At 62.5% G+C, this 13,556-nt stretch carries 13 protein-coding genes and 1 tRNA gene; 10 read left to right on the plus strand and 4 right to left on the minus strand.

The features are described from left to right. Window positions 1–23: 23 nt before the first annotated feature. Complete coding sequence (locus tag L1K66_RS06035; protein ID WP_252260064.1) at window positions 24–1,430, minus strand: S8 family serine peptidase; 1,407 nt, start codon at window positions 1,428–1,430, stop codon at window positions 24–26. Between the two features lie 225 nt (window positions 1,431–1,655). On the opposite strand from L1K66_RS06035, the gene L1K66_RS06040 reads away from it, so the two are divergent. The 4 genes from L1K66_RS06040 to L1K66_RS06055 all read left to right on the plus strand — a co-directional run bounded on the left by L1K66_RS06040 (window position 1,656) and on the right by L1K66_RS06055 (window position 4,716). Continuing rightward, entirely contained in the window at window positions 1,656–2,177 is a 522-nt protein-coding gene (locus tag L1K66_RS06040; protein WP_034952165.1) for an RNA polymerase sigma factor, read from the plus strand. Next, entirely contained in the window at window positions 2,174–2,911 is a 738-nt protein-coding gene (locus tag L1K66_RS06045; RefSeq protein WP_252260065.1) for an anti-sigma factor family protein, read from the plus strand. The genes L1K66_RS06040 and L1K66_RS06045 overlap by 4 nt, the downstream gene beginning before the upstream one ends. Window positions 2,912–2,994: 83 nt before the next feature. Next, window positions 2,995–3,612 carry a hypothetical protein gene (locus L1K66_RS06050; RefSeq protein ID WP_252260066.1) on the plus strand — a complete coding sequence of 206 codons (618 nt, stop codon included), beginning with the start codon at window positions 2,995–2,997 and terminating at the stop codon, window positions 3,610–3,612. Window positions 3,613–3,750: 138 nt separating this feature from the next. Further along, window positions 3,751–4,716 (plus strand): hypothetical protein, encoded by a 966-nt coding sequence (locus L1K66_RS06055; RefSeq protein ID WP_252260067.1) that lies wholly within the window; start codon window positions 3,751–3,753, stop codon window positions 4,714–4,716. Between the two features lie 164 nt (window positions 4,717–4,880). On the opposite strand, the gene L1K66_RS06060 is transcribed toward L1K66_RS06055, so the two are convergent. Beyond that, window positions 4,881–5,969 carry a helix-turn-helix transcriptional regulator gene (locus L1K66_RS06060; RefSeq protein ID WP_252260068.1) on the minus strand — a complete coding sequence of 363 codons (1,089 nt, stop codon included), beginning with the start codon at window positions 5,967–5,969 and terminating at the stop codon, window positions 4,881–4,883. A gap of 233 nt (window positions 5,970–6,202) precedes the next feature. On the opposite strand from L1K66_RS06060, the gene L1K66_RS06065 reads away from it, so the two are divergent. The 4 genes from L1K66_RS06065 (at window position 6,203) to L1K66_RS06080 (ending at window position 8,900) form a co-directional block, all read left to right on the plus strand. Beyond that, window positions 6,203–6,994, plus strand: a complete 792-nt coding sequence (locus L1K66_RS06065; protein ID WP_034953154.1) for a hypothetical protein — start codon at window positions 6,203–6,205, stop codon at window positions 6,992–6,994. 134 nt (window positions 6,995–7,128) lie between these two features. Beyond that, window positions 7,129–7,731, plus strand: coding sequence for a hypothetical protein (locus L1K66_RS06070; protein ID WP_252260069.1), 603 nt, complete (start codon window positions 7,129–7,131; stop codon window positions 7,729–7,731). Between the two features lie 42 nt (window positions 7,732–7,773). Further along, entirely contained in the window at window positions 7,774–8,262 is a 489-nt protein-coding gene (locus tag L1K66_RS06075; RefSeq protein WP_252260070.1) for a hypothetical protein, read from the plus strand. Window positions 8,263–8,375: 113 nt separating this feature from the next. Further along, window positions 8,376–8,900, plus strand: a complete 525-nt coding sequence (locus L1K66_RS06080; protein ID WP_252260071.1) for a hypothetical protein — start codon at window positions 8,376–8,378, stop codon at window positions 8,898–8,900. A 117-nt stretch (window positions 8,901–9,017) separates the two neighbouring features. On the opposite strand, the gene L1K66_RS06085 is transcribed toward L1K66_RS06080, so the two are convergent. Together L1K66_RS06085 and sppA are read right to left on the minus strand one after the other, a co-directional pair. Continuing rightward, a tRNA-Val gene (locus tag L1K66_RS06085) sits at window positions 9,018–9,092 on the minus strand. A gap of 110 nt (window positions 9,093–9,202) precedes the next feature. Then, window positions 9,203–11,098 carry a signal peptide peptidase SppA gene (sppA, locus tag L1K66_RS06090; protein WP_252260072.1) on the minus strand — a complete coding sequence of 632 codons (1,896 nt, stop codon included), beginning with the start codon at window positions 11,096–11,098 and terminating at the stop codon, window positions 9,203–9,205. Between the two features lie 152 nt (window positions 11,099–11,250). On the opposite strand from sppA, the gene L1K66_RS06095 reads away from it, so the two are divergent. Both L1K66_RS06095 and L1K66_RS06100 read left to right on the plus strand, forming a co-directional pair. Further along, the gene (locus tag L1K66_RS06095) at window positions 11,251–12,267 is read left to right on the plus strand and encodes an aspartate carbamoyltransferase catalytic subunit (RefSeq protein ID WP_252260073.1); all 1,017 of its coding nucleotides are present in this window, start codon (window positions 11,251–11,253) and stop codon (window positions 12,265–12,267) included. Continuing rightward, a complete protein-coding gene (locus L1K66_RS06100) occupies window positions 12,264–13,499 on the plus strand; it encodes a dihydroorotase (protein WP_252260074.1) in 1,236 nt (411 codons plus the stop codon). The genes L1K66_RS06095 and L1K66_RS06100 overlap by 4 nt, the downstream gene beginning before the upstream one ends. Window positions 13,500–13,556: the final 57 nt, after the last annotated feature.

The following is a 13,556-nucleotide window of genomic DNA, read 5'->3' on the forward strand; positions in this document are numbered from 1 at the left end:
CCTTTCGTTGTTCTGCAGACCGACTATTCGATCAGGCCGTGGCCATAGACGGGATCATAACCTGTCGCACCCAGATCACGGGCTGATCGGCGCAAACGCCGGGCACAGGATTGCGCCGAGTATCGCTGCTGACATCGCGCCATCCATGCAGCCACGTGGGGTGTGGCAAAGCTTGTGCCTGAAAATCTCGTGATCCCGCCCAGCGCATTGGCAGCCGGTTCGTCGACCCCGTGCGCAGAAACCGTGATGTAATTGCCCTGGTTGGCATAGCGGTACACCCGTCCGCGACGGTCAACCGCGGTCACCGCGATCACCGGTGGCAAGGCTGCAGGATAGGCTGGAGGTGCCGAGGGCCCGCCATTGCCTGCGGCAGCAACAATCAGCGTACCGCGCCCGATCGCCTGCTCGATCAATCGATCGAGGATCGCATTGCGTGGGCCGGCCAGGCTCATGTTGACGACGGGCACTTTCTGCAAGACCATCCAGTTCAGAGCATCAACGATAGTATCGGCTGAAGTGTAAGGCCGGGCTGTCCTTCCCGTTCGGAAGATGTTTGCCACATACAGCTTGCTGGTTCCCTCGCTCGCAAGGATTGAAGCTACAGCAGTTCCGTGAGCCTTGGGGGCGGTATCGCCTGAGGCAAAATCCCGCGATTCCACCGACACGTCACTCAAAGTCGGGTGGCTCACGATTGCCGTGTCGATCATTCCGATCGTGAGCCGTCCCTCTTTTCGCGGAAGCGATCCCTGTGCCGAAGATGCACCAGCTCCTGCCGGCGTGTATTGCAGGCCGTAATAGTGGGTGTAGTCGAACACAGCATCAGGCTCTGCGCCGCGCGCAATCTGCAATGCTGTCGAAGCGTCTTGTCCTGCGGGCGCTTGCAGGCGGTGCAGCCAACTGCCCAACGCAGGCAATTCCTGCCGCGACAATACCTCAAACCCGGATTCCTTCAGCCTCTCGAGCGCAGCTTCGCCAAGACTGAGACCAACGATTTCCCCGCGCCGCACCGGAAATCCGCGCTCGTCATAATCGGGCAATTCATCGGCCGCGAGATCGCGCATGTCCGAACTGCTACCGTATTCGGTGGCATCTTCTGCCCGTTCGGCGGCATCTTTCGCCGCGTCTTCCTGTGCCTTGGCCAGTTCCTTGGCGAAATCCTCGGCATCTTTGGCTGCTTCCTCTTGCGCCTTGGCGAGGGTTTCGGCGCGATCCTCTTCCAGCCTTGCCAGTTCGCGTTGCTGGCGTTCGGGATCGTTACTGTCCCGCTCAAGAATACGTGCGCGGTCTTCGGCGTAGCGCGCCTCGTCCCGTGCCGCGCGCTCGGCAGCCCGGGCGGCGTCACGTTCGGCACGTTCAAGCGCACGCGCCGTCCGGTCACCGTCGTCCTCCCGCACCCTGTCCTGAGAGCTGCCCGGTTCGGCCGCGAGCAAGCCAGCGCAGCCTGCAACGAGGGCAGCTGCACAAATGCCACTCGCAAGGCGGCGTGAAAGAGATTTGTATTCAAACATCTTTGCGTGTTTCCAAGGTGTACGCCATCGATCAACAACGGGCAACGCCGAGAGATATTCCGCATTCGAGCGGTATCTTGACCGGAATTTGTGTTGTTTTGCCGCTTCGGGAATAAACGCGCAGCGAATCCGTATTCGGGGAGTGGGATGACGGAAACTGGCGAAACGGGACAAGGCGATCTGCGCAGGCAGATGATCGAGGTCTTGCCACGGCTGCGGCGGTTCTGCCTTGCGCTCGCGCGGAGGCAGGACGTTGCAGACGATATCTGCCAGGCAACCGTCGAGCGAGCCCTGGCACGCGCGGATCAGTTCGTGTCCGGCTCTAGATTGGATAGTTGGATGTACAAGATCGCTCAGAACATCTGGATCGACGAGAACCGCAAGCTTCGGACGCGCGGACATGAGGTCGATGTCATCGAAGCGTTCGACATGATCGGCAGCGACGGCGTGCGCGAAGTCGAAGGGCGTTCGGATCTTGCGCGGGCACGCAGCGCGCTGGCCGCCTTGCCGGAGGATCAGCGGACGCTCATCACGCTCGTGGTACTCGATGGCATGAGCTACAAGGAAGCCTCGGAAACGCTCGATATCCCGATCGGGACGGTCATGAGCCGCATTTCACGGGCACGTCGATCAATCGACCGTCATGTCCACGGGGAGGACAGCCAATGACCGGCAATACCGAACGCGAGATGCGCATTGCCGCCTATCTCGACGGCGCGATGAGCGATGCGGAATGCGAGCAATTCGAAGCCGAAATGGAAGCCGATGCCTCGCTGGCCGAAGATGTCGCCCGCTTGAGCGAAAACGACGCTTTGCTTAGGGAGGCCATGTCTCTCGATACCGATGGCGCGCTTGACCCAGCGTTCCTTGAGCGGATGGGGCTTGCCGATGCCAAAGCCGGGTCGCCGCATCACCCGGCACCACCCGCGCCGGCCAACGACAATCCGCCATTCTGGAACCGCTGGGGCGTTCGCGCAGGCGCGGCAATTGCGGCTGGCCTTGCGCTTGTCATGACACACACACTGCCAGGTGGTGGAGGTCCGGTCATGGGCGATGCTCTTGAGGCAACGCCTTCCGGGCAGATGGCCGCGCTCGATAACGGAGCTACACTGACTCCGATCCTGACATTCGAAGCCGGGGATGGCCGCTTCTGTCGTGAGTTCGAATACAGGGCATCCAATGCGTCCTCATCGTCTGGGATCGCCTGTCGATCATCCGGCGGGTGGGTGATTGAGGGCTGGAGCGATGATGCCGTCGAAATGCCCGACAGCAGCGAAATCGCGTTGGCTTCTGGGGGAGCGTCCGAAAATCTGGACGCCGCCTATGCAAGGCTTGATGCCGGGGACCCGCTGCCGATCGACCGTGAACGTGAAATCATCGTCAGCGGTTGGTCAGGAAAATAAATTGGCTTCCCCGGAATAAAGCATTCCGCGCTCCGTAGTCGCTTCGTCCTTGAGACAACGAAGAAAGACAGATGGAGCAAGCTATGAATGGCAAGACAAGAGCTTCGGCATTCGCTTTCGCTGGCCTGTGCCTGACAGTGGTGCTGTCCGGCCCGGTGGCGGCCGAAGCGGGCCGCGAAGACCGTTCGGCAGGCGTGAGCGACTGCCGCGGTTGTGAATCGCCCGAGCGCGAAATTCGCCGCAGCCGGGAATCAGATGACCGCGGTTTTGACGATCGCGACAGGGTGCGCGATCGCGGTCGGGATCGTGAATTCGAGGATCGCACGCGCAGTCGCGGTGCAGACGATAGCCCCGGTGACATGCGTCGTGGACGCGGTGCCGATGATGGGCCGGGCGACATGCGCCGTGGACGCGGTGCTGATGATGGGCCGGGCGACATGCGCCGTGGTCGTGGTGCCGATGATGGACCTGGCGACATGCGCCGTGGTCGTGGCGCTGACGATGGCCCCGGTGACGATCGCCGCGGCCGTGGCGCGGACGACGGACCGGGCGACGATCGCAGTGGCCGCGATCGCGGACGGAGTGCTGACGACTCGATGGGCCGCGTCGATGACAGCGGCTCTGCCGCCGACACCCCTGGCGAGGGTCGTGGGCGTGGGCGCGGCCAAGGTCGCGGGCGGGGAGGAGACAATTCTCTCTGACGGGGCCTGAGCCCATCGGGTCGCGGGTAGCCCCGGTTTGGAACAACCGGGCCGGGGCTGCCTTGCAAGTTTCGGAAATATTTTTCAAATCTCCCGCCGGGATAAGCGGGATCAGAATACGCAAACGGGGTGTCGAAAATGAAGAATTCCATGAAGAGCGCCGTCGGTGCCGCGATAGTCGGCCTGTTCGTAGCGGCCACGCCGGCAATGGCGCAGCAAAGTGACGAAGACCAAAACACCGGCAGTTCGGGCAGCATCCGGATGAATACCGGTCTCAGCTATTCCTCGGGCGACTATGGCGAACTCGAGAACACCGAAGTCATCGGGATCCCGGTCAGCCTGACTTACAAGAAGGACGGTCTCAGGCTCCGTGTTTCGGTTCCGTGGGTCATGATCGAAGGTCCGGGGTCGCTGCTCGCCACGCCCGAAGGCCGGGACGCGTTCTTCGGTGACAGCGGTGGCGGCGGACAAGGTCGCGGGCGCGGACGCGGACGTGGTGGCGATAGCGGCAATTCGGGTTCGGGTTCCGGCTCCAAGGACATCGAGGTCGAGGACGAGCTCGACGACGATGTGATCGACGATGACGATATCGTCGATGAAGACGGCTTTGCCGGCCCGGACAACAGCCGCAGCGGTTTCGGCGATGTGAACGTGTCTGCGCTCTATTCTATCCAGCTCGCATCGGGCACCTATTTCGAGCCGGCAGTTGCAGTAAAGCTGCCAACAGCATCGCGGACCAAGCGGCTGGGCACAGGCGAAGTCGATGTTACGCTTAGCGCCGATCTCGTTCAGGAAATCGGCGATGCGACCCTGTATGTCCATGGTCGCCGCCGCCTTGCCGGAAAACCCGAAGGTTCCACCCTGCGATCAACTTGGGGCGCGGGTGGTGGTGCCAGCGTAAGGGCGACGGACGGTGTCTATATCGGAGCGGACTACTTCTGGCAGCAATCGGCCTTTGCCGGACGGCAGGCATCAAGCGAGGCTTCGGCATGGGCCAGCTTCCGCCTGAGTGAAGGTTTCAGCCTGACCACCTACGCCGGTACGGGCTTCAACGACAGCAGCGCGGACTTCTTCGCAGGGATGGCCATCGGGAAGCGGTTCTGACCGCCCGGGCTCTGCCGGTACGCAGCAATCCTGAACGCCTCGCATGACATGGGTCGTGCGGGGCGTTTAACTTCTGCTCGCGCATATCGGGCGGGTGACAGCGATTGCCTTACCTATTCCTCACGAAGTTGGCCGATAGCTTCACCCACTCCCTTCATTGCCGCTTATGCAGTGGTATTTCCCTTGGACAGCGCCAGAAGTTCATTGCGGCGCCAACGCGCGGGTGACACGCCGAAATGCCGCCGGAACGAGCGCACGAAGGCAGTGTCGTCGCCATATCCGAGCCGCTTGGCAACCTCGTGAACGGCAAGTCTTCGATGCAGTAACAGGTCTTGCGCCATGGTGAGGCGGACCCGGTCAACAATGGAACGATAGCTGAACCCCGACCCCGCTAGATTGCGTGCGAGAGTGCGCTGCGAACGGTCGAGTGACCGGGCCACCTCTGCAAATTGCAGGATCCGGCCATGTTCCTTTAACGATGCCGTCACCGCCGCTTCTACCGCGTGGATGACCTCGGGGATGTCCGCGTTTGTGGGCCTCTCGTCGGTCTGACCCTGCCTCAGGATGCCTTCCCAAAAGTCGGGATTAAAGCCTGGGTTGGTGCGGGTAAGCGCTTCCTTCGGAATATCGATGAAGGGCTCCTGCGAGGACCGCACGATCCTGCAGGGAAATCTGCCAGCGCACACTGGCGAGGATCGTACGATGCCGACCGTCACCTTGCCGAGAATATCCCGCCCCTCCTTCCTGAGTTCGATGAAGGATCGCACCACGGCAAGGACGACGGCGATCAGCGTGCTTTCGTAAATGGGGCTGAAGGGTGCGATGTCAGGATCGATTGCCATAGAGAGCCGTACCGGGTCAGCGTTGTCGCAAAGTGCGAGACTGATCGGTGGATTGGTTCGGTTGACGTTGGCGCTGAAGAACGAAAGCGCCGATCCGAGATCGGGTGCGGAGAGCACGGCGGTATCGCCCGGAAACCTTCCCCACTCGAAGATCATCTCCACGAGGCGTTCCTCCCCGATCCGTTCGATCAGGTTGGCGGTGGCCTTGAGGTCGTCAACCATGCGGATCCGGCGTGGCAGTTGTTTGCTTCCGGCATGGCTCGTGCCCTCCAAAAGCCAGTCGGGCCAGCCGATACTCTCCGCCCAAAAGGAGAGCATACCCGTGGGAACCTTGGAAAAGGCCTTGAAGGGATCTTTGCGCGAAAGTTCTGCAATGCACGCATCGAATCCGAGAGGGGCGGCGATATTCACGAAGCGTTTCCGACCACGAAGAATGCTTGAGGCAGATTAGTGTACTATTGGCATGAAATGTCAAATTAGTGGCAGAAGGTGTCGATGTATCTCATTGTCGGCATTGTTTAGTTTGCGAAGTGTTTCCGGAAGCAGCCGGGAACGACACGGTGAGCGGGTTCGATGACAGTGCCGGCTCAGTCCCGGGAAACATCCCCGGTCTGGATCGGCCGGGAAAATGGGAGCAGACTACAATGAACTCGATTGCCCGCTATCTTGTCTCCGCATCGGCGTGTGGTGCGCTTGTTGCGACCCCTGCTCTGGCTGAGAAGGCAAATGACCTGACCTACCTGAACGGACGCAACGCGGCCGAAGTCGAACGCACGATTTACGACCGCGGCTTTCGCCATGTCAGCAGCCACCGCACCAGCGGCGGCTTTGCCAACAGCTATTGGTGGCAGGAAAGGGGAGACAACTGCATTGTCGTCGAGACATCAGAGCGCAGCGGCCAGGTGATGACGATCAACGATGCGCCGAACAAGGATTGCGGCCATTCGGGCGGCATCAGCGGCGGAGAGGCAGCAGCCATCGGCGTGGGCGCAGTTCTGCTCGGCGCTTTGCTCGCGGGTGGTAAGTCGCATCACCGGGAAGGGCGTGACTACGACGAGACCCAGACCGCCGAATTCGATCGCGGCTATCGCGATGGGCTCCATCATGCGGGCTATCACAACTACAATCGCGATGATGCCTATGCCCACGGCTATGAGAAGGGCACCGAAGAGCGCGAGGCGAACCTTCGCGATCATCACCGTCGCGGAGGATACGCTCAGGTCGCGCGCTTCGACGATTTGCAGAACGCGCGCGCTGCAGGCGGGATGAGCGAACTCGAGCGGCGCGGCTTCCGCCAGGTCGACAACTTCACCAGCGGCAACACACGCTATTCGATCCAATGGCGGCCGGAATCCCGCCAATGCGTTCAGGTCACGATCGCCGACGGGCGCTTCTATGACCTGCGCGACATAGGCCAGCACCCCAATTGTCGCTGACCGGCTTGGCAGCATGATCGTGACGGTGAGGGAAGCGACGGCGAACGCAGCGAAGATGGTCTGCGCTTCGTCCACGCCGCTTCCCGCACCCGTGATCAGCCAAGGCCCGAACGGATACTGACTGGAGATTGGAAATGATGATGCGAGTGATGATTTGCTCGGCTGCGATTCTCGCCATGTCGGCCTGCGGTGGCGCAGAGAATGATGCAACAGATGAGGGCGATGCTGAAGCCGCTGTCACCGTCATTCCCGAAAGCCTCGCGCCTTTCGGTGACGGGTATCCAAACGCAGGCGATGCGTGCCGGCGGCTCGGTGAAAGCGCAGCGACCTCGAACTATCTCGACGATAGCGCGCTGCTCGTCGGCTGTCCGGACGAGGCTTCTGCCGAAGCGCTCGGCGGGGAGATCGTCGGCAATATCGAAGGCGTGCGGCTGGTCTCGATCGCGATGGGCGATGCCAATGTCGGTTTGGGTGAGAATGCCCCCGTTGAGGCAACTCCCGCCACTCCCAGGGAGGTCGCGATCCGCGGGCCGAACAGCCTCGAAACCCGCTGCAGCGACAGGGTTGCGCAAGAGACCGGAGCGCGCGTGACCGGGACCAACCGCATCGAGGAATCAGAAGCGGCTATCGCAATCTACGTCAATGTCGATGGCGCCCAAGCGCCGTGGCGTTGCCTCGCCTATCGGGACGGCACTGTCGGCGAGGTGATGTATACCGGAAGCGAAGGCGCGCTCTGATTAGAGTGCCGGATGACGCAGGAAGAAGGTGAGAAGGCGATTATGAGAAAGAACAGATTGGTCGTGGTCGGCTTGCTTGCCGGAAGTCTCGCGGCGTGCGGAGGAGCGCAGGGCGATGAAGCGGGTGTAAGCGCTGCGGAAGGAGCGAAGACAGGCGAAGTCGTCGCAGATGCCAACAACGGGCCTCCACCGCCGCCCGATATGCCCGACCCTATCTCGCCGGGGGACGAATACAGCGCGACCACGATCCTGCCCTGCGGTTTCGACGGCGCTGCTCCCGAAATGCGCTGCAATGCAGGCGTCAAGCGCAATTGGGGTGAAGACGGCACCACTCTGGTCGAAGTGTTCAAGCCCGATGGGCGCAAGCGCGCGATCTTCTTCCAGGGAACCACCCCTTATGGCGCGGATAGCGCCCAAGCCGACGGCTCGGCTGGTTGGGACTTTGAGGTCAGCCGCAAGGAAGACGAGGTGACGATCAGTTTCGGGCCGGAAACCTACGTCATCGTCGATGCACTCATAGAGGGCGGATGAGGATTGCGTCTTGGGGAAGGTTGCAACTGGGCTGATCCCGCTGATCGCGGAATTCAACAGCGCGATCTTGCCCAGCAGCACTCCTTCGATCCGGCTTTGATCGGAGCATCAGAATGAAACTTGGACACACCCGGATGGCCGCAGCGGCCCTGCTTGCGTTTGCGGCAGCGGCGCAGTCTCATGCGCAGGAAGGTGCGCCGGAGCCGCGCTGGGACTTCATCGCCTTCGAGGTCAAGAGCTGGGGCGAGACCGTGACTTCGTGGCGGATGGCTCCGGGTGTCGGAGGAAGCTGGACCGAGGCGCGCAAGGAAGCGGGCGAACCGCTCGGCAGCTACACGCTTGTCTGGCACGAAATCGATGTAGACGCGCGACTCTATGGCGCGCTCGAAAGCGTACTCGCCCGTCTGCCTCAGCCCGCGCCCGATGCGAACGACTGCGACAACTTCATGACCGACTTGGCGTATGGGACCATCCGTCTGACCAAGGGCGCGACGACAACCGAGATCGCGTGGAACTCGGGCTGCATGGACGAAGATTATGCGGACTTCATCGCGGTCCTGAGGGAAGCTGACACGCTTGTCGCCGAAGCCGGGCGCAAAGGCAGGGTGCTGCGTGAGGAGCGCGTTGCACTGGACTGAGCCGCCAGACCAGACGGCTATCGGTAAGTATCGTGTCTCTGCCGGAGATGATCGAGACATTATCGGCCACGCGTTTGCAGGGAAACGCAGGCCATCTGTTCCAAGTCATCGAAAAAATGGTGGGCGCGGCAAGGATTGAACTTGCGACCCCACCCGTGTGAAGGGTGTGCTCTACCACTGAGCTACGCGCCCGTCCTTTGGCGGAAACGACCTTTTTGCCGTTTCACGGACAGGGGCGCGCAACTACTGCGGTGCGGGCTCTATTGCAAGCCTCTATCTACCCGGCATCTCGCGTGCGCGGCTTACCCGGAAATCCACGCACCCAGCCATTGCATGAGCGAGCGCGTATCGCTGCGGCGAGCCGGCTGGGGAAGGGCAGGGCATTCAAGGCAATAGGCCTGCACCCCTTGGGCGCCGGAAAGCCGGTTCGCATCGGCGACCAGTTGGCCCAGCAGCACTTCGCGTTGCCGCGCCGCCATCGCGAACAGATCGCCGCTGCGCGCTTGTGCAGCAGGCGCCACGGAGGCGGTTACCAATTGCCGGATCAACGAATCGTAATTGGCTTCCTGCTTGCCGAGGAACCGCGCGCTCCAGTCGTCTTCCTCCAGCCCGGCTTCACCCGCCACCCATTGCAAGGCATCGGACAGGCCACCGAACTGATCGACCAGCCCGAGTTGCCGCGCGGCACCGCCGTCCCACACGCGGCCTTGCGCGATCTGATCGACCTTTTCGGTCGTCATCCCGCGCGCCTTGGCGACGCGCTCAAGGAAGTCGGAATAGGTATCGGTCACACCCGCTTGCAGGATGGTATCCAGTTCCGGGGTCAGGCCCGCGATCAGGTCCGGCTGTCCCGAAAGCGGCGTGGTGCGATAACCGGCAGCGTTGACGCCGATTTCGTTCGCCGCCCCTTCAAAGGTCGGGATAACCGCGAACACCCCGATCGAACCGGTGATGGTTTCGGGCTGGGCGAAGATGCGATCCCCCGCCGTTGCCACCCAGTATCCGCCGCTGGCCGCGACATTGCCGAAGGATACGGCGACGGGAATTTCCTTGGCCCTGAACCGCTCGATCGCGCGCCGGATTTCCTCCGATGCGGTGACCGATCCACCGGGCGAGTTGACCCGCACGACCAGACCCTTGATCCCGTCGTCACTGAGCGCATCGTCGAGCAGCCCGGCGATCCGGTCGCCACCCGCAGTGCCCGGCCCGGCATCGCCATCGACGATGGTGCCAGCCACGGTGACGACGGCGATTGTGTTGGAGGAACTGCCCGTGCCCGGGCCGACATCGGCGAGATAGGGCAGGAAATCGCTGCGCGCGTAAGCGCCCGGCTTTTCGTTCCAGCGGTCTTCACCGGCGATTTCGGCAACGCGGGTGCCAAATTCGACACGGTCGCCCAGCTTGTCGACCAGACCCGCCTCAAGCGCGGCCTTCGCCAGATCGCCCGAAGATGCCTGAACCCAGGCCACCGGATCGCGCGTCACCCGCTCAAGCTGAAGATCGGGCCGGGCCTTCTTCACATTGGCCTGCCATTCTTCCCACATCGCGCCATACAGGCTGCGAAGGTTCTCCATCGCCGCTTCGGAGGGGCCGTTTAGCAGATAGGGCTCCACCGCCGACTTGAACTCGCCCACGCGGTACACCCGCGCATTGACGTTCAGACGCTCGAGCAGGCGCGCATAGTAAAGGTTGCTGCCGCCCGGACCGGCGATCAGCGCACCGCCCAGCGGATCGACCCACACCTCGCTTGCATGCGCGGCAAGGTGCATGTGATCATCGGCATAGCCGAGCGCATAGGTCAGCACCGGCTTTTCCGCCTTGCGCACCCGGTCCATCGCCTCACCGACTTCCTGCAAGTGGACCTGACCACCGCCGACAAAGCCGGTCATGTCGATCACCACCGCCTTTATCCGTTCATCGCCCGCTGCCGCATCAAGCGCGCGGACCAGATCGCGCACCTGATATTCGGTCGGCGGAGCTTCGCCTGCCAGCAGCGTCTCGATCGGGTCAATCGGAGAGCTTTCCTCAACCACATAGCCCGACAGATCGATATACAGCGCACCGTCGCGCACCTGACCGGGGTTGGGAGAGGCTGACAAGATGCCGAACAGGGCGATGAAAAACAGCAACATGAAGACGAGCACCAGCGCGTCCTTGATCCCGACGATCACTTTCCATGCCTTGCCGAGGAAGCTCATAGGGCGACTTTTCCTGTATTCTGATGGTGTGGTTTCGACTGTTTCAGCATGGTCTAGGGCGCTTTGTGCCAAACTTCCATGTCTAAGGGCACTTCGATGGGTTGAGCGTTGGATGCGGCTCGACTAAGGGCGATGGAGCTTTCGGGGCATTGATGAACACAGCAACTCCCAATCAGACGGATGCGCGCTTTCCGGCGGGGCGTCTGGCGTTTCCGCATCGCGACCTCACCGGTATCGCCCAGCTTGAACGGCACGAGATCCTCTTTCTGCTGGCGCAGGCGGAACAATGGGTCGATCTGAACCGCCAGAGCACCAAGCACGTCGGCCTGCTTTCCGGCCTGACGATCATCAACGCCTTCTTCGAAAACTCGACCCGAACGCTGCTCAGTTTCGAGATCGCGGGCAAGCGTCTGGGGGCCGATGTCGTCAATATGCAGGCGGCAACCTCCAGCGTGAAGAAGGGCGAGACGCTGATCGACACCGCGATCACCCTGAACGCCATGCGCGCCGATGCGATCGTGATCCGCCACGGTTCCTCCGGCGCGACGCAACTGATCGCGGACAAGGTCGATTGCCCGGTGCTCAACGCCGGGGACGGGCAGCACGAACATCCGACACAGGCTCTGCTCGATGCACTGGCGCTGCGCGAGGCGCTTGCCTGGCGGGGCGAGGCGAGTGAGGATTTCACCGGACGGCGGATCACCATTTGCGGCGATATCCTGCACAGCCGCGTCGCGCGTTCGAACATCCTGTGCCTGCAGGCGCTGGGCGCGACCGTGCGCCTGTGTTCGCCGCCTGCGCTGATGCCCGCCGGGGTGGAGGCGATGGGTGCGGAAGTGTTCCACGATTTCGACGCGGCGCTGGATGGCAGCGATGTAGTCATGATGCTGCGGCTCCAGTCGGAGCGCATGTCAGGGCAGTTCATCCCTTCGGCGCGCGAGTATCACCACCTCTACGGTCTTACCAAAGCGCGTTTGCAACGGGCTGCTCCCGATGCGCTGGTGATGCATCCCGGCCCGATGAACCGCGGGGTGGAGATCGACAGCGAAGTGGCCGACATGGTTGATCGCTCGATCATCACCAAACAGGTGGAAATGGGTGTGGCGATCCGCATGGCGTGTCTCGACGTGCTGACGCGCAAGGCGCGTGGTGTGGAGGGCTGGGCATGAAGCAGACGCAGCCACTTGCGATTACCGGTGGCCAGATCGTCACCCGCGATGGCGTGGCACAGGGCACGGTGCGGCTGGTCGATGGCCTGATCGCTGCTGCCGGGTCCGATGTGATGCCACAGGACGGTGACGCCGTGCTGGATGCAAAGGGCAAGCTTGTCGCTCCGGGAATTGTCGATTTCGGGGTGTTCAAGGTCGACAAACCGGCATTCCATTTCGGTGGGATCACGCGTGCGGCGCTGATGCCCGACCAGTCGCCGCCGCTCGATTACCCGAGCCGCGTCAACTATATCGCCAAGAGCGGCAAGCCCGACCTGTGGGTTCACCCGCTCGCCGCGGCGACTCGTGGGCTTGAGGGTAGCGAACTCGCTGAGATCGCGCTGATGCGTGATGCGGGTGCGCGCGGAGTTGCCACAGGGCGGCGCTGGATCGGCGACAGCGGCGTGATGCTACGGCTGATGCAATATGCGGCCATGCTTGATCTGGTGGTCGTCTGCCATGCCGAGGACGATGGGCTTGCCGCCGGTGCCGCTGCCACTGCAGGAGAGATCGCGACCCGCCTTGGCTTGCCGAGCGCCCCGGCTGAAGCCGAAACGCTTGCGCTGGCGCGGGACATTGCGCTTGCCGAAATGAGCGGCGCGCGCGTGCATTTCCGCCAGGTCACCACCGCCGCCGGGTTTGACCTGATCCGGGCGGCCAAGGCCAAGGGGATCAAGGTCACCTGCGGGATCACCCCGGCGCATTTCATGCTGTCCGATCTCGCCACCGCCGATTTTCGCACCTTCACCCGGCTTTCACCGCCCTTGCGCAGTGAAGCGGACAGGCAGGCTGCGCGCGCGGCGATTGCCGACGGGACGGTGGATGTCATCGCCAGCGGTCACGATCCGCGCGGCCCGGAAGACAAGCGTCTGCCGTTCGCCGATGCCGAGCCGGGCATGGCAGGGGCCGAAACCTTGCTGCCGCTGGTGTTCAACCTCGTGCGCGAAGAACTGATCGACACCGCTGCCGCGTTTCGTCTGCTGGCCGCAAACCCCGCGCAATTGCTCGGGGTGAACGCGGGCGCGATAGAACCGGGACGAGAAGCCGATATCGCGGTGATCGATCCGGATGCCCCGTGGATTGTGGATCGCCGCATGATGGAGGCGACAGCCGACAACACTCCGTTCGACAGGCAGGGTGTGCAGGGCCGGGTCAAGGCTCTGATCAAGGGCGGGGTCGAAATCCCGCTTTGAGCGGCTGATCCACGCGTCAAAAAATGCCCCCGGAGCGGGGGGCGCTCCGAGGGCAGT

It is taken from the genome of Erythrobacter aurantius (genome assembly GCF_023823125.1).
Lineage (GTDB): Bacteria > Pseudomonadota > Alphaproteobacteria > Sphingomonadales > Sphingomonadaceae > Erythrobacter > Erythrobacter aurantius.